Genomic DNA, 17,401 nt, shown 5'->3' with positions numbered 1-17,401 from the left:
CCATAAAAACCGCGCCTTGTGCTATTTGATATAACAAGCTTTATACTCGTTCAAAATTGGCAGAATTATTGCTATTAACTATCGATAATTAAGAGCTAATTAAATTCACGCTTGCACATTTTAATCACGCTATCAGGTTATTGACCACATTGTGGCAAATCATAAATGCTTTTAATTTTGCTGTGCTATATCCGTTTATTCAAGGAACTACCATGTTACAAACACCTTCAATCTCCATTGCCCTGCTGGTCTTGTCTGTCCTCGGACTGAGCGCCTGCTCTGACAGCTCAAAACTCGATCCTGCAATAACATTTGGTAGCGATCCAACATTAGTTGAGCCTGATTCGTCACTGATCCCAAATGTTAATATTGCAAATGCCGTTGGTTGGTTACAGGGTGAAAAGCCTACAGCACCCTCGACTTCAATGCAGGTAAGTCGCTTTGCGCAAGATTTAGTTCATCCAAGATGGTTATATACATTACCCAATGGTGATGTATTGGTTGCTGAAAGTAATAAACCCAAGAAGCACGATGAAGACGGAGGCCTAAAGCAATGGGTAACCCAAAAAGTGATGTCAAAAGCAGGTGCAGGTACTCCAAGCGCCGATCGCATTACGTTACTGCGTGATGCCGATAAAGACGGCGTTGCTGAAACCAAGACGACCTTTCTGGAAAACTTACACTCTCCATTCGGTATGGCATTAGTGGGCAACACCCTTTATGTAGCCAATACCGATGCCATTGTGAGTTTCCCTTATCAACAAGGGCAAACCAAAATTACCAAGGCGCCCACTGAGCTAGTAAAATTGCCCGCAGGGAAATTGAACCATCATTGGACAAAAAATATTATTGCCAGTAAAGATGGTCGCAAGCTTTACGCATCTATCGGCTCAAACAGCAACATTGCTGAAAATGGTTTTGATGCGGAATTAGGCCGAGCTGCGATTTGGGAGATTGATATAGCAACAGCAAAACATAGAACATTCGCTTCGGGGTTACGTAATCCCGTTGGTATGACGTGGTCAGGTGATACGCTTTGGACAGTCGTTAATGAAAGGGACGAACTCGGTAATGATCTTGTACCTGACTATATGACATCAGTACTTGAAAACGGATTTTATGGCTGGCCTTACAGTTACTATGGGCAAAATATCGATACCCGCGTTGAGCAACGTGAACCTGAATTGGTTGAGCGAGCCATCAAGCCAGACTATGCCCTAGGAGCACATACCGCATCACTGGGATTGCTTTTCACCGAAGGAAAGCATGCTTTAGCTGGATTAGGCGAAGGTATGTTTATCGGCCAGCACGGATCTTGGAATCGTACTCCTAAAGCAGGATATAAAGTGATTTTTGTCCCATTTAAAAATTATCAGCCTATAGGCAAACCTGTGGATATTCTGATTGATTTCTTGAATAAAGATGATGAAGCCCAAGGTCGTCCAGTCGGTTTAGCGTTAGACCATAGCGGAAGTTTATTGGTCGCAGATGATGTAGGTAATATTATTTGGCGAGTCTCCCCTAGCAGTACCTATATCACGCACAATCCAAATTAATTAGCATATTTTCTCGATTAATCTGATAGCAGTAAAGTAAAAGGCAGGAAGGTGTGACCAGCTGGACTGCCATTTTACGCTAGCTTTTACGGTCACTCATTCTGAATTTGCAGCTATGTGACAAACCTTGAATACTACGACTGTTTGCTTGTACGATTTTATCGCTGTTAAACAATAGCTGTGTATATTCTTTTACTATTAAATTTAGCAATAGGTCATTTTCAAGTGTATTGGTTAGCTAGAAAAGCGAAGCGTTTGGATATGTGTTAGCAATTAAATAACCGATATTGTATGCATTACAGCACTGAGCATCTCGTCTTATACATGCAAGATTTCCTCTTAGATCCAGTGGCGTAACAGCAAATGTCGAACAAACGATTAACCCAAAATAGCCATAAGAAGAGTAAAAACTATTAAGCTAAAGAAATAAAGTGTTGGAATTCATCACGCTAGAGAGCTTTAAAACCTTTTTCCTACATTCGTCATCAATCAAAGTGTCATTAACGTAGTGCCCAAGGATCCCGTTCATTTCTTTTATATAGGGTATCAAAAGCTCTTTGTCTTTTGCTTTAACATTATAATGATTAATGGTTCTTAACAGTTTTATTGAAGCATTATTAAGACTGTTATTTTGTCTTGGCGTCGGATTGTCATGTGGTGTAGATAACCCTAACTTCTGTATAACTTCTTGCACTACATCGCCGTTATATTGAAACGCTAAAACATTATTTTTACCAAACAATGTTTGGCATTCACTGACGAACCCCTGATAGTTTAAGTGTTGCGAAAACCAAGGAATATTCAGCATATCAGCAAACGATAAATCTTTCCCATAACATGGGTTGCTTTGTACTTGAGGGTTACGAATACACTGCTTATAAAAGCTTTCAATAAACGCCAGTGGCTCACGAAACCATACCCAGACCTCGACATTAAAAAGTTGATTCAATGCACGTAAAACATCCTTTGATTCATCAGGGAAGTCCCACCAATAATTGTATATGCCCTCAGAAGATAGAATAATGGTATGCGTGTCATCTTTGACTTGCGAAATAATATTATTGAAATTTGCTAAGAAATTTTCGACATGAGCGGTCACAAGATTTTTCTCAAACCACTGATGTCTAGGCGCTGAAGGATTAGCTGATTGCTCAAGATTATGTGGATAAAGGAACCCTTTTCCTCTGAGCTTGCGTTGCTTCTTATTCAGATAGGTTTGTAAACTAGTGGTACCCGTTTTAGGTGTGCCGGCATGAATGATTAGCTTTATTTTTTGCATTTTGCGTTGCGCTAATGATTGTGCGAAAGGTTCGAGTTGCTCAGCCAATTCGTTAGCAAAATGAATCGTTGTCGTTTCCATTTCGATATGTCAAAACCTTTAGAAATAAAATCAAGAAAATAAAATTAAGAAAATAATTACGTTATTCTAACCTGCTATTGATATCGAATATGGAATCAGTCGACCTCGTATAAACAATGGATAAAGCCTGATTTGCCGCGTAACGTAAATACTTGTTATGACAACTCATATCCATGGTGCGTGTTTACTACATCTCCTGTATTAACAGACTTTTTCAACAACACATCTTAATATTTATTTTGCTACAAGATTGTTTAGTAATGCAGCATTGCTCGGGTACTTATCAAGTAGCTCGGCAAGTTTTCTAGCGCTATCGACAGGTTTTAGATGAGTAAGCCCTCTTCGTAGCACTCTCACTTTTTCTAGATCGTTTGAATTAAGCAGAAGCTCTTCTCGTCGCGTACTACTTTTGGCAATATCTAACGCAGGGAAAATACGCTGATCTGAGACTTCCCGAGATAACACGATTTCCATATTACCTGTGCCTTTAAACTCTTCAAATATCACTTGGTCCATACGGCTTCCGGTATCCGACAGTATCGTTGCTAAGATCGTAAGCGAGCCACCATTTTCAATTTTCCTAGCGGCACCAAATAGTTTCCGCGGTATTTCCATGGCTCTAGCATCCATACCACCTGACATAATGCGCCCGCTGCTTTTTCGCTCTGCATTATGCACACGCGTAAGTCTTGTGAGTGAATCGATGACAATCATTACATCATGACCTTCGCCAGCTTCACGACGGGCTTTATTCAATAGATTATTGGCCATTTTTACGTGCTGATCGTAGCTTTCATCAGAGGATGAGGCATACACTTCTGCTGGTACGCTGCGTTTAAAATCGGTGACTTCTTCTGGTCGTTCGTCAATCAGTAAGGCATAAAGCTTTATTTCGGGATACGCTTTGCCCACCGCTTGGCAAATATGTTTCAACAGGGTGGTTTTTCCGCAGCCAGGTGGCGCAACAATCAAACCGCGTTGCCCCATTCCAATTGGTGTAACTAAATCCATCGCTCGCGTGCTAGCTTGTTCAGACCCCAACTCTAGTTGGATCCATTGATTAGGATTAATGGCTACCCCATTAGCGAAACGCTTTTGCGGGTCAGCATAAGGTGCCTCCTTGACCTCGTGAACTGCTTTATCTACTTGTTGATTATCTTTATTTTTTTTCAACTTAAGAGATAATATTTTTCTTGTCATAATATCGGTTTATAGCCCTTGATAATAATGTCACCTATTATGACACCCATAACAAAAAAGTAATGCGTTATATCTACTCTTTCATTGTTGCTGATTTAAACTCGCCGCTTTAATAGACGAAACTTGAATACATTAGCTCTTTGAAGTGATAGACCCTGATACATGCTGCCAACACTCTTAGAAGAGAAAGGACATATAAAATAAACGTTTATCGAGCCCCTCATGATAAAAAGAAACGTTAAATACGAAAAGATAAGTCGCTTTTTGAGCTAAGCAACACAAAATGCGGTAAACACGCATAAAAACATCAGTGTGAATAAGTAAAGCAACTCTGCAAGATATCCAGTCTAAGGGTTAGCCCTCATGGACGGAACTGATCACATATTAAATCGTTGGATTTATTGCGATCAAATATTAACGTTGCCTGATGTAAGCAGAACGTCTAAACATTAAACCTTTATAACGTTAAACCTTCTGCCACGGCGTATCACAAAGCGCTGTCCAATATTGGCCTAGCGCCGCCGAAGTATAATTAAGCTGGTATTTTCATCGTAAGCATTTATTTAGTCCCCCATATTTTTGAAACAGCGCCGTTCGAACCCAGTCCCCCCACGATAAGGGCAACCGTGCCTGCACAGAAAAAAAATATCACAGGGATGAGTGAACCAACACCACCGATGAAGTTAGCAGCCGTCGCCGAAACGAATGATAGAAGGAGAAATAAAGCCCCTACAACATTCAAAGCCACTCGGTGAGACTTTTTATAATTTTTCGGTGCTTCATTTGCCTCGAAAAAACGCAGTATGGGCCAACATATTCTTGTTAAACTATTCTTCATAAAATCTCATTTCGTGACTAATCACCGAATTAAAAACTGCGCCCATTGATAAAAATTTGCACTAAAATATCCCTGTGGATTTAAGCTTGATTCATTAACATAGGCAGGCATGATGTACTTTAGACTCCTGAATTAAGTATCAGACTTTGTGAATATCTACGTGATTACGAGGCCATAAATAATATTGGAATATTACATGTTTTACGCTAAAAGCAACGCTTCAATTTTTATACGCGGTCATAAACAAGTCTAGCTGTAGTGATAAACTAAACCAGACTGTTAGTTATTTGCTTACCTACTTATTTAGCTTCTTTTTTCCACTTCACTAACGTCTGTATATTTCCCATCGAAGTAGCTATTAAGTAACACGCTTGCAAGTATCCCTTACTGTGAAATTGCTCAAGTGCCGACCCTGTTAGCGCTTTGAGATTGGTTTCATTTATGTTGTAAAGCCCATCGAAACGTTTTTGCTGTCCGTCTGCAAGCGTAATAGTCAATTGAACCTGTTCAATTAGATCATGCTCTAGCAATGCATTGATAAAAACTTCTGTTCGATTGTTTCCAGAAACTAATTGGCCTAGCAAATCCAGCATTTCGTTAAGGTAATCCGTTGCTTTACCTTGGTCGTCGAATAAGCGTTCCCCTTGTTCTTTATTAACCCTTGGGCTGTCCATATCCAATGTCAATACAGTATTGTCACTACTTGGCTTTGCACCATCTTCTGTCACACCAACAATGAAAGGCTGGCGTCTCAAGTGAATGGGTACGTAATGCGTTCGCCATTCACTGTTCTGTAAAAAAAGATTCTCTGCAGCTTCAAAACCCGTTAACACATTCAAACCAAACTGGCCGGTATTGTTGTCTTTTAAAAAGCAGATTGGATAAGCGATGGCGAGTGCTCTAACTTCGTCAGCAATAACTGGGATGAAATGTATATTTTCACCGTACTTAATTCCTCTGTCAGTGATAATACGAGTATCGCTATGGTGCTTATAGTCTAGTAATACAGGCTGGGCCAATGTTGCCTCCTTAATGTTTTAATTGAGTCAATTATCTTTAATCTTATGGATCGCAGGTCTTATCTTATTACACTTTTTGCAAACCATACTGATGAATTTTGTTTAATAAGATGCGATTAGTCGACAAATTATGCAACAGTTGCTCAGTTTGCTGAATATTCTTCGTTCTCAAAATGCGTGCATTTTTTTGATAATTATCCGACAGACCCATAGCACTAGGCTGGGTGTAAAACCCCATTCCGTAAAGGACGTATTGGTAGCTAGCCGCAGGAAATACTTCAACGGCATGCTCAAAGTCGTTATGCCAGGGGGGCTGGTATTTCCACAACGTTAGTTGATCTTGGAGGCTTTGAGGGATACTCGCTGGGTCGGTGTTGTCTATCCAAAAATCTGAATCTTTGCGTTTGGTCAGCATATAATGCAATTTCAAAAAATCAATTATTCGCTCCCAGCGATACAAGAACGTGCGATTAAATCGCTTAGCAATGATGTTCATAGCTTCACGATTAGCAGGAAATTGATCAGCAATCATCGAGGCTGAAATCTCCACTAGCAACAGCGACGATGCCTCGAGAGGCTCAAGAAAACCTGCAGATAGACCAATAGCGACACAATTTTGATGCCAGAACTTTTCTCTATGGCCAGGGTTCAGAGGTATTTTACGAATATCACTACTGCTTACATTCCCACCAGTTTGACGAATATATGCCAGTAACTCTTCGCTGGCTTGATCCTCATTTATATGAGCACTGGAATAAACATGCCCTACCCCGCGACGATTTTGCAAACCAATATCCCACACCCAGCCTGCACTTTGTCCTGTTGAGATAGTATGTGATGCAATAGGTGCATCGTCGCTATCATAAGGAACATGTATGGCTAAAGCCTGATCAACGAACAGTACATCTTTACAAGACTTAAAACCCACCTTGAAGTGTTCGCCCAATAATAGAGATTTAAAACCCGTACAGTCGATGAATAAATCACCACTGATATCGCCGTGCTTCACAGTCGAAACACTATCAATATCATCATTTAGTAGCGAATTAATTTGCGTAACATTATCCAGTATATGCCGCACACCGAGCTTTTCGGTGCAATGTTGCTGCAAAAACGCTGAAAACTGGCCTGCATCCAAGTGATAGGCGTAGTTGATAATGGAAGTGTATTCCGCCGTCGTAATATACTTAGGAGCTAAGCCCATTTCACATACCGCTTCTTGTGAACTAACGGCCTGGGAAAATGACTGTTCATGGGGGTCAATCAACCATTGACGTGCTAAGTTGGTATTATCAAAATCTTGCGGCAATACTAAAGGATGATAGTAAAAATCATCATCCGCACCGGTAACCCATTTGGCGAATTTGGCGCCTTGCTTAAACGACACATTACACTGACGAATAAAGTCGGTCTCACGTATGCCCATGGCTTTTAGGGTGCGGCGCATAGTTGGCCAAGTGCCTTCGCCTACGCCGATTGGTTTGACATCGGGGGACTCGACCAACGTAATGGTAAAGCCTGTACCATGCTCGCTTTTAAGTTTGGCTGCAAGTGTTCCTGCGGTTATCCATCCTGCAGTACCGCCGCCTACGATAACAATTGATTGAATTGCATGTGTCACTTATCGCTCCCCTGATACACCTCTAAGGTATATCTTTACTATGATTATCTTAGTTCAAAACATAAGAAATATTATTCCTACCCGAAACCATATCACTGAATTAATTAAGTCCCAAAAGCACACTGTTTATCGCGCTTTACGTGCAAAATATTTTATTGCTCGAAGACGGATAAAATAATAAAGCCGTCACATTAAGACGGCTTTACTTGTTTATTTTACGTGCCTTTTCGGTGTGAAATAAGTCACAAAATTCTACTTATTTCACGAGAGGCCGACAGGACTACCACTTACCGCTGATACCAAAACTGAAACGTGGACCGTATTGCTCGGCTGAAATCAACTGCTCGTCGAATCGACCATGTCGGCGCACGGTTTCGTCTGTTAGGTTTAATCCATCTACGTAGACTGTAAAAGTTTCATTGATGTCATAGTTCACACTCAAATCCCACTGACCATAGGCTTCAGTAAACGTAGGTTCTGTTCCTAAGGATAATAAAAATTCATCACGCCAGTTGTAAGCAACACGTACTTGTAGTTTTTCGTTCTCGTAGAAACCCACCACATTACCCGAGTCACTCAACCCCGTTAAGGCAATAGTTTGATCAAAATCATACGGGTCAAATGATTCATCACTATCGACTAATGTGTAGTTAGCAACCGCACCGAATCCAGTATCAGCAAACATGTACTGAGCATTTAATTCCCAGCCGTCGACTTCACGGTTTTGTAAGTTATCAGGCGTCGCGACATCGAATATCACGATAGGGTCAGCCGCTTGACTCAAACAAGCTGGGTTTGGCGTATCAGATGAATCAGGGCAACCTTCACGTGGGGTAATGCTTGGGTCACGCAGTGGATTGCCGTTGACATCGTTAATCGCACGTTTTTCAACGCCTGCACCAATGAAGTTTTCAACGAATTTTTTAAAGTAGCCAATAGATGCATAGCTGCCGTCAACGTCATACCACTCCAGCGAGAGATCGAAATTATCTGACGTGATTGGTAACAAATTTGGATTACCTTGTGACGCATTAAATGGCCCCTCTGGGCGAGCATCAATACGCGTGGCTGGGAACATAGCGCCAATTCCAGCTCTTGCAAGTGTTCGACTATAAGAGAAGCGTGTTTTAACGTCTCCCGTCAGCTCCATGCTAAAATCAAGGTTAGGCAGAATACGTGTGTAGTTACCATCCAACTCTTGTGCAGTAGCCGTGTCATCAAAGAAGGCGCGCAATTCCTCAGCGTGGCGATAATTCAGCGCAATTATGCCTGGCTGTACTGAATAGGCACTCACATCAGTGTCTTCGTAGCGTACCCCAACATTTAAATCGATGGGGAAATCATTGAACTCGGTTCTAAAATCAAATGATACATACAACGCGGTAGTTTTTTCACCTACACCATTCGTCGTTACGTCAGGTGCACGGAATAACCCCTGTTCTTTTACAATATCAACAAAGCGACTGGCATCGTATTTCGGAATAAATGGAAACAAGCTCTTTGAGCCAGAAAATTGGTCGGCGAAGTCGCCCAGCGGTGAAAAGGTCAAGCCTAAATCATCCAGCGGAATATCAACAAATGAGAAGCGCTCTGACAAGTATGTATCAACTTGGTAATCGGTATACATCGCGCCGAAATTAATCGCCGCTAGAGCACCGTCTTCTATATTTTCCCACTTACCGTTTAACTGGTACTGTTTTATATTGTTTTCCATCTCGTATCCGCGTAACTGGTACAAGTCAGAGACAATGTTATCGGGGTTGTACGCGCCACCAGCCAAGCCAGAATCATCAACGGTTATTGATGGAATATCTCCACTAAAATCAGCACCAATTGAGGCAACAGAGCCAGATGGATTTTTTAAGTTAGCCAATGTTTCAGCTGTTTGACCATCAGGGTTTGAATGCGACGTTGAATCATGAGCATCAAATGTTAGGTTCAGCGAATCTGTTGCTTGCCATTTAATATTGAAACCCACTGAGTCATTTTCTTTTTTCTCGTAACGTTCCCACGCCCAGAAATTGAGTTCGTCGTTCGCATTAGTGATATTAACCAAGGTACCATTTTCATCAGCTACGCCCGCTGGATTATCAAACCAGAATGCTTGTTTGTTGGTGTAGCTTGTTTCTTCAAAGCGTGACATGGTGTAGTCAAGTGTAGCTTCGATACGATCGTTTGGGGCAAACTGTAAAACCAGTTGCGCGTTTTGGCGCTCACGCTCAGTATCAAAACGTTCGATTTCCGGAGTCCACGGAACCCAATAAGCCCCAGTAGGGTTGTTGGTAGCGTTGATTGCACTGGCATCAACACCATCCGGGTTAGCTCGATTGCGCACCCATCCAGAAGAGGTGCCCACACGATCCCGACCACTATCTCGCTCAGAGTGAGACGCTGAGAGCAGCACACCAAACTTACCATCGGCGAACGTTTGGCTAATCATACCGGATATTTCCGGCGTGATATTACTGCCAGTTTCTACACTGGTATCGTAAACACCTTTAGCACTGGCAAATGCTTTAAATCCCTCGTAATCAAACGGCTTTGCAGTACTGATATCAATGGTGGCTCCAATGCCACCTGAGGCAACATTGGCTTTACCCGTTTTAAATACGGAGACACCAGACACACTTTCTGATGCAATTTCTCGGAAGTTAAAACTACGAGAGACGCCAGCTGATTGCAAAGCTGATGAATTAGGCATTTGCCGACCATTCAATGTCACCAAGTTAAAGTCTGGCCCGAACCCCCTTACGGTAACTTTATTACCTTCGTTATTAGCACGGTCAATCGATACACCACTTATACGTTGCAACGATTCAGCCAAGTTAGTGTCAGGCAACTTCCCAATATCTTCAGCTGAAATAGCATCAACTACACCCGAAGATTCTTGTTTGATTGATGCCGACTTACTTAATGCACTACGAATACCCGTAACATTTATCACTTCAACATCACTTTCGTCATTATTAACTGACGCTTGTTGAGCGTAGACATTCGCTGACGACACTAGCATCGCCATACATATGGCGTTTAGTTTAAATTTTGCGTTACTCATTTCGTGCACCTCAAAGCAATTGGATATTCACCAGGAATAAGTTCTATTCATCATTACCACTTAACAAATCAACATTGTCACCAGAGATAATGTTAACAATTTACAAAATAATAATAATAATTGTAGTATTAAGTCAAACTAAATAAACAAATAATTTACAATTAGATGGGTCAGAACCTTTACAATCAGGGGTTTTCATTTATCGTTGATCTTTGTTTTGATAGTTGTTTTAATCGTGGTGTATGTGATAAGTAGTTGTAAATTATGATATAAAATAGACATCAACGAATCGAGAGATACATAACAAAACAACCGTTAATGGTCAGTTATTTACCAAACTAACAAAGCCTAACTCGGTTAATTAGAGTGCAATGGAAGTCACGTCTCGTTAACGTTAATAAATTCAACGCCATTAATAACGCAAAAACAGTTGTCGACATTTGTTAGAAAGAGGATGAAAAGAAGGAGGGAAATGGGAATTTCAGCAGCCGCTTTTTACAAAACGGCTGTCAATAAAATTATTTAATGTTTTTACGGATACCTGAAATGGCTAATTTTGAATCATTCTTACGTAACGCATCTACGATATGCCGGTGCTCATCTACCAAGGTTTGTGAATTGCGAATACGTTGATAATTCATGCGCATTCTCAGAACTACCGGATACCATAAATTAGTTAAATCTTCACCGCCCGCCAAGCCCACAAAATACTTGTGAAATTCAATGTCTGTTTTAGTTAGCTCAGTAAACTCTTCTTTATCGAAATGCTCTTGCATCTTATCGATGATTGCGTCCATTTGCGCTAGATCTTCATCTGAAATATTATTTTCTAGATGCTTAACAGCATATTCTTCGATTTTACGTCGAATATCGATACTCAGTTTTTGTAACTCGGGGGTCAATGGGCTACTCACTGATGAACCAACATTGTCTTTACTGACCAACAGGCCCTCTTTGGTCAATTTAATCAGTACATCTCTGATAGGACCACGAGAAGTACCAAATCTTTCTGCCAACTGTTGCTCGTTCAGTTTGGTATTAGGTTCGAGTTCACCTGAAATAATATCGGAGCGAAGTACATCAGCGATTTGCTCTCTGACGGAAAGAATTTTATTAGATTTCATAAGGTAAGCTTCCCAAAAAGCAGTATTTAAGAGTATGCCAATATAGTAAACGAAAATGCCTAAATGTGATAAATATTTTTAGTTAACAATCCGCAACTTTATAGAATTGACATACAAGCTTGCAATTAATTGTTAACAATGTACAATTAATTCACAGTCAATTTACCTAGTCAGGATTATCATGAGTGTCATTGCCAAACTAGACACACCTGCCATGAACGGTTCGCAGATTAAATCTATTAGCGTTGAATTATTTAACGTTCCTCTGGATGAAGTATTGAATGATGCGAAACACGGCGATCATACCCACTTTGAATTGGTTCTATGTACCATTACCTGTGCCGACGGCACCCAAGGTGTTGGGTATACTTACACGGGCGGTAAAGGTGGCCGTGCTATTTATTCATTATTAAATGACGAATTAACCCCTTTACTACTTGGTAAAGACGCAAGCTGTATCACGCATTTATGGGAAGAAATGCAATATCATCTCCATTATGTGGGTCGTGGTGGTTTAGTGAGCTTTGCCATCTCAGCAGTCGATATCGCCCTGTGGGATATTCATTGCAAAAAACTGAAGCAACCTTTGTGGAAAGTAGCCGGCGGCTGCAGTGATCGGGTTAATTGCTATGCAGGTGGCATTGACCTTAACTTTTCAACAGAAAAGTTGCTTGGCAATATTCAAGGCTATCTAAATAGCGGTTTTAAAGCGGTTAAGATAAAAGTGGGCAAAGAAGATTATCGTGACGACGTTGCAAGAGTTGCCGCGGTGCGTGCTCTTATCGGCCCAGATGCCACCTTTATGGTAGACGCCAATTACTCTCTGACGGTAAATCAGGCGATTAAATTTGCCAAAGCTATAGAGCAATACGATATCACTTGGTTCGAAGAGCCTACTATTCCGGATGATTATGCTGGTTTTGCACATATAGCAGACAAAATTAATATTCCATTGGCCATGGGCGAGAATCTGCACACTGTCTATGAGTTTAATCAGGCGATTAAACAAGCCAAGCTCGGCTTTTTACAACCTGATGCGTCAAATATAGGCGGCATTACCGGTTGGCTAAAGGTGGCGACTATGGCCTACGCAAACAACACGCCCATTTGCAGCCACGGTATGCATGAATTGCATGTATCCCTTATGGCTTCTCAGCCAAATGCGGGTTACTTAGAAGTCCATTCGTTCCCTATTGACAGATACACCACTCACCCTCTGAAACTTGAAAATGGTAAAGCCGTCGCGCCCAACACCCCAGGCGTCGGCGTTAAATTCAAAACAGAGTTACTTACTCCCTATTTAGTTAAACATTCCTAGGAGGCCGCATGTACGCAGCTCAATATATTGGTAATAAATCATTTAAAGTCGTCGAAGGTCACGCCGTTGCTCCGCAGGAAGGTGAAGTTCGACTTAACGTTGGTTATGTTGGAATTTGTGGTACAGACATGCACATTTATCACGGCGTGATGGATCAACGTGTTTCAATCCCACAAACCATAGGGCATGAAATATCCGGTGTTGTGGCTGAAATAGGCAAAGGCGTAGTTGGCTTTACCGTTGGTGATAAAGTAGTTGTTCGCCCACTTGATTGGTGTGGTAATTGTCCAACCTGTGATGCTGGTCTGACCCATATTTGCCAAAACCTTAAGTTTATGGGCATCGACACCCCGGGGGCTTTTCAATCTAGCTGGACAGTGAAGGCACGCACGTTACACAAATTACCAGCCAATGTTGATTTAAAACAAGGCGCTTTAATTGAACCCTTGTCAGTTGCTTGCCATGATGTGCGTCGTTCACGCCTAAAAGCTGGTGAAAAAGCAGTCATTTTAGGCGGTGGTCCCATAGGACAATTAGTCGCAGCCGTGGCTAAAAGTGTTGGCGCTGAAGTGTTAGTGTCAGAACCAAACGAAAGCCGTCGCGCGTTCGCAGATGAACTCGGTGTAAAATCCGTTAACCCAATGGACACTGATTTAGCCGCTTATGTTGATCAATGGACAGAAACCAAAGGCGCTGACGTTGTATTTGAAGTATCAGGCGTATTGCCGGCTATTGAAGCCATGACACAAATTGCGGGTCGTCGCGGCCGCATTGTTATGGTCGCCATCCACTCAACACAGCCGCCCATTGATCTCTTCCAATTTTTTTGGAAAGAGCTTGAGCTATTAGGTGCTCGAGTTTACGAAGCAGCAGATTTTGACTGGGCTATCGACTTAATTGCTAGCGGTCAAATTGATCTGACTCCTTTTATTAGCTCTGTCAGTCCACTAGCAGAAATAGGAAATGCGTTTGCCAGTATGGATGGAAACCCACAAGGCATGAAAGCGCTGGTTGAGTGTAATGTCAATCAATAGCACCCGTCGCGACTGTTTATAAGGAACGAATAGTAATGTTAGAAAATTTTAGTTTAGAAGGCAAATTGGCCCTAGTCACCGGCTGTAAACGCGGTATCGGTAAAGGCATTGCGCTGGGTTTGGCTGAAGCTGGCGCAGATATAATCGGTGTTTCTGCGAGCTTAGCGTTACATGGCTCAGAAGTAGAAAAGGAAGTACAAGCGCTCGGCCGGAAATTCAAAGGTTACCAATGTGACTTTTCGGATCGTGATGCGCTGTATGGTTTTATAAAAGAGGTAAAAGCTGACTTCCCTAAAATCGATATTCTCATCAACAATGCTGGCACTATATTGCGCGCCCCGGCGGTTGATCACAGTGATGACCTATGGGACAAGGTTATTGATGTAAACTTGAACTCACAATTTATTCTAAGTCGAGAAATCGGTAAAGAAATGGTTGCCCAGGGTGCCGGCAAAATTATTTTTACCGCGTCTTTACTCACATTCCAAGGTGGAATTACGGTCCCTGGTTATGCAGCGAGTAAAGGGGCTATCGGCCAACTTGTTATGGCGTTGTCCAATGAATGGGCAGGCAAAGGTGTAAACGTCAATGCTATTGCCCCTGGTTATATTGATACCGATAACACAGAAGCATTACGCAATGATCCAGAACGCTCTAGTGCTATATTAGGGCGTATTCCCCAAGGTCGCTGGGGTACGCCTGAAGACTTTAAAGGCCCCGCTGTATTTTTGGCCTCCGAAGCGTCAAGTTATGTGAATGGCACTATTTTATTGGTTGATGGCGGCTGGATGGGGAGATAATCACAATGCATATTCAAAGTTTACAATTTCCAAACAATGTTAATTTTATCGATGGCCAATATGTTGCTTCTAAAGCACAAGGTATAATTGAAATACTTAGCCCATCAACCGGCGAGATTATTGCTGAAATACCAGAAGGTTGTGCGCAAGACGCTCAGTGTGCTTTAGACGCTGCCAATAATGCGCAAAAATCTTGGGCAAAATTAACCGCCCGTACTCGTCAGAACATTCTGCGTGCCTTCGCGAATAAAATTCGAGAAAACAAGCATATTCTTGCGCCAATGCTGGTTGCTGAGCAAGGTAAATTGTTGTCTGTTGCTGAAATGGAGGTGGACGTAACAGCAACGTTTATCGACTACGCTTGCGATAACGCGTTAACGATCGAAGGGGATATTCTTCCCTCAGATAATCTAGACGAAAAGATTTATATTCATAAAGTGCCAAGAGGCGTTGTCGTTGGTATAACAGCATGGAACTTCCCACTGGCACTGGCGGGTCGTAAAATTGGTCCTGCGTTAATTACTGGTAACACTATTGTGTTGAAACCGACGCAAGAAACACCACTGGCTACCACTGAGCTCGGTCGTTTAGCCAACGAAGCAGGTATACCAAAAGGTGTCTTTAACGTGGTTAATGGCAGTGGATCTGTCGTTGGCCAAGCTTTATGCGAAAGCCCTATCACTAAGATGATCACCATGACGGGTTCAACAGCCGCAGGGAAACAAATTTACAAAACCAGTGCACAGTATATGACCCCAGTAATGCTTGAGCTAGGGGGTAAAGCACCGATGGTGATTATGGATGATGCCGATCTTGATAAAGCAGCAGAAGACGCCCTGTGGGGTCGTTTTGCTAACTGCGGTCAAGTATGTACTTGTGTTGAACGTTTGTATGTTCATGAAGATATCTACGAGCAATTCATGGCAAAATTCTTGCCACTCGTTAAAGGCCTAAAAGTAGGTGATCCCATGGCAACGGATACGCAAATGGGCCCAAAGTGTAATCAGCGTGAAATCGATAATATCGCGCATATTGTGCAAGAATCTCTTAAACAAGGTGCTACTATCGCCACAGGTGGAAAAACGGCCACCGTTGATGGTTTTGAAGGCGGCTGCTGGTATGAACCAACCGTATTGGTCGATGTAAAACAAGACAACATAGTGGTACACGAAGAAACGTTTGGCCCTATTCTACCCATCGTTAAAGTGAGTAGTATGGAACAAGCCATCGAGTTCTGTAATGACAGTATCTACGGATTAAGTGCTTACGTTCATACCCAAAGTTTTGCCAACATCAATAAAGCTATTAGCGACTTGGAAGTGGGCGAAGTATACATCAACCGCGGCATGGGTGAGCAGCACCAAGGCTTCCATAACGGCTGGAAACAAAGCGGATTTGGCGGTGAAGACGGTAAGTTCGGTCTTGAGCAGTACCTCGAGAAGAAAACGGTTTATATCAACGAAGCATAATCCACAGATAATAACGACGCAGTACACCCGCTCTGGGTGTGCAACTGAGAAATGGTCTATTGCAAGTTATCATTAATCAGTCGGCACTAAAATATTGATGTGCCGACGATTTAATAAACAATTCACAAGTACCGCCCTCCTCGGCACCGGTTTAAGCAATCAGCTTTAACAAAAGCTTTTTACCACATCAACTTTGTCAGCTTTTGCACCTATGTTCGCCAATATAGTGCATTTACTCATGGTATATACCACTATTTCCCCATGGAATTTGAAACATAACTCGGTCTTTCAACCTGGAGTTTAGTAACTGATTGGTTTTGCGTGACGTACAGCCATTCGTTGTCGATTGCAAAACCGTCAGGCCAATATAACAAGGTTTTATCTTTGGCAATGATCTCAAAACCATTTTTAGTGACCTTAGACACAACCACAAAGTAGGCGTTGATGCCGGCAGGGTCTATTTACGACAGCAAAATGCCATTGAACATAATGTACTAAAAAAATATACCAGGCCGATTCAAATATGGGCTCAGTACAAGATTATCAACGTGCGCATGGCGGTCTAGTTGCCAATCCTTTGGCTACGCAGCAACCAGTCACACCCCAACGTTTATCTGCTTAAGCTAGGTTCGTTGCTTGATTTAGTTGGGTGGTTGAATTAACGATCTGACTCACCTGATTAACGGATATGTAAAGCACTGGTACGAGCCTATTTTGATTGACGTTTGACGTTTGTAGATTGTAGATTGTATAAGAATTGGCTGACTACTACGTAACTTTGCGGCCGTTGTAGTTTTTGATTCTAATTGTGTAAAGGCTTTCTAATAGTGTTTACTGAACGGCCTCCCAAATGCGGCTAGTGGATTAGCAGAATTTTAGGATAAGGATCTATAGAAAATTAGCGACAAATTAAACTCAATGGCTCTGACTCCACGGCAAGATCATGAACGTTTTTTGAACAAAAACAACATTATTTGACGGGCTGATGTCGCTGTGATCTTATACTC

The 17,401-nt window shown here is 41.9% G+C and carries 13 protein-coding genes; 5 read left to right on the top strand and 8 right to left on the bottom strand.

Features of this window, described 5'->3' with window-relative positions; translation table 11 throughout:
• Nucleotides 1–212: 212 nt before the first annotated feature.
• A complete protein-coding gene (locus tag GQS54_RS21475; protein ID WP_166425969.1) occupies nt 213–1,556 on the top strand; it encodes a sorbosone dehydrogenase family protein in 1,344 nt (447 codons plus the stop codon).
• 418 nt (nt 1,557–1,974) lie between these two features.
• On the opposite strand, the gene GQS54_RS21470 is transcribed toward GQS54_RS21475, so the two are convergent.
• The 7 genes from GQS54_RS21470 to GQS54_RS21440 all read right to left on the bottom strand — a co-directional run bounded on the left by GQS54_RS21470 (nt 1,975) and on the right by GQS54_RS21440 (nt 11,773).
• The gene (locus tag GQS54_RS21470; RefSeq protein ID WP_166425968.1) at nt 1,975–2,916 is read right to left on the bottom strand and encodes a sulfotransferase family protein; all 942 of its coding nucleotides are present in this window, start codon (nt 2,914–2,916) and stop codon (nt 1,975–1,977) included.
• A gap of 234 nt (nt 2,917–3,150) precedes the next feature.
• A complete protein-coding gene (gene rho, locus GQS54_RS21465) occupies nt 3,151–4,116 on the bottom strand; it encodes a transcription termination factor Rho (protein WP_166425967.1) in 966 nt (321 codons plus the stop codon).
• 559 nt (nt 4,117–4,675) lie between these two features.
• Nucleotides 4,676–4,954, bottom strand: coding sequence for a hypothetical protein (locus GQS54_RS21460; protein ID WP_166425966.1), 279 nt, complete (start codon nt 4,952–4,954; stop codon nt 4,676–4,678).
• A 299-nt stretch (nt 4,955–5,253) separates the two neighbouring features.
• On the bottom strand, nt 5,254–5,973 hold the full coding sequence (locus GQS54_RS21455) for a SapC family protein (RefSeq protein WP_166425965.1): 720 nt from the start codon (nt 5,971–5,973) through the stop codon (nt 5,254–5,256).
• A gap of 67 nt (nt 5,974–6,040) precedes the next feature.
• On the bottom strand, nt 6,041–7,594 hold the full coding sequence (locus GQS54_RS21450; RefSeq protein ID WP_166425964.1) for a tryptophan halogenase family protein: 1,554 nt from the start codon (nt 7,592–7,594) through the stop codon (nt 6,041–6,043).
• Nucleotides 7,595–7,874: 280 nt separating this feature from the next.
• Nucleotides 7,875–10,649 (bottom strand): TonB-dependent receptor, encoded by a 2,775-nt coding sequence (locus tag GQS54_RS21445; RefSeq protein WP_166425963.1) that lies wholly within the window; start codon nt 10,647–10,649, stop codon nt 7,875–7,877.
• A 518-nt stretch (nt 10,650–11,167) separates the two neighbouring features.
• Complete coding sequence (locus tag GQS54_RS21440; RefSeq protein ID WP_166425962.1) at nt 11,168–11,773, bottom strand: GntR family transcriptional regulator; 606 nt, start codon at nt 11,771–11,773, stop codon at nt 11,168–11,170.
• Nucleotides 11,774–11,954: 181 nt separating this feature from the next.
• Between GQS54_RS21440 and GQS54_RS21435 the strand changes: the two genes are divergently transcribed.
• From GQS54_RS21435 to aldA, 4 genes are read left to right on the top strand one after another with little or no spacing between them, the layout of a single operon-like run.
• The gene (locus tag GQS54_RS21435) at nt 11,955–13,091 is read left to right on the top strand and encodes a mandelate racemase/muconate lactonizing enzyme family protein (protein ID WP_166425961.1); all 1,137 of its coding nucleotides are present in this window, start codon (nt 11,955–11,957) and stop codon (nt 13,089–13,091) included.
• An 8-nt stretch (nt 13,092–13,099) separates the two neighbouring features.
• On the top strand, nt 13,100–14,125 hold the full coding sequence (locus GQS54_RS21430; RefSeq protein WP_166425960.1) for an alcohol dehydrogenase catalytic domain-containing protein: 1,026 nt from the start codon (nt 13,100–13,102) through the stop codon (nt 14,123–14,125).
• 35 nt (nt 14,126–14,160) lie between these two features.
• Nucleotides 14,161–14,925: a 2,5-didehydro-3-deoxy-L-galactonate 5-reductase gene (locus GQS54_RS21425; RefSeq protein ID WP_166425959.1), complete on the top strand. Its 765-nt coding sequence runs from the start codon at nt 14,161–14,163 to the stop codon at nt 14,923–14,925.
• A 5-nt stretch (nt 14,926–14,930) separates the two neighbouring features.
• Nucleotides 14,931–16,394, top strand: a complete 1,464-nt coding sequence (gene aldA, locus GQS54_RS21420; RefSeq protein ID WP_166425958.1) for an aldehyde dehydrogenase — start codon at nt 14,931–14,933, stop codon at nt 16,392–16,394.
• A gap of 251 nt (nt 16,395–16,645) precedes the next feature.
• On the opposite strand, the gene GQS54_RS23105 is transcribed toward aldA, so the two are convergent.
• Entirely contained in the window at nt 16,646–16,825 is a 180-nt protein-coding gene (locus tag GQS54_RS23105) for a hypothetical protein (protein WP_205967877.1), read from the bottom strand.
• Nucleotides 16,826–17,401 lie beyond the last annotated feature (576 nt).

It is taken from the genome of Paraglaciecola sp. 20A4 (genome assembly GCF_011378905.1).
Classification (GTDB): domain Bacteria; phylum Pseudomonadota; class Gammaproteobacteria; order Enterobacterales; family Alteromonadaceae; genus Paraglaciecola.
Note: the sequence above shows the minus strand (reverse complement) of the source record. Positions and strands in the feature narration are given on the sequence as shown.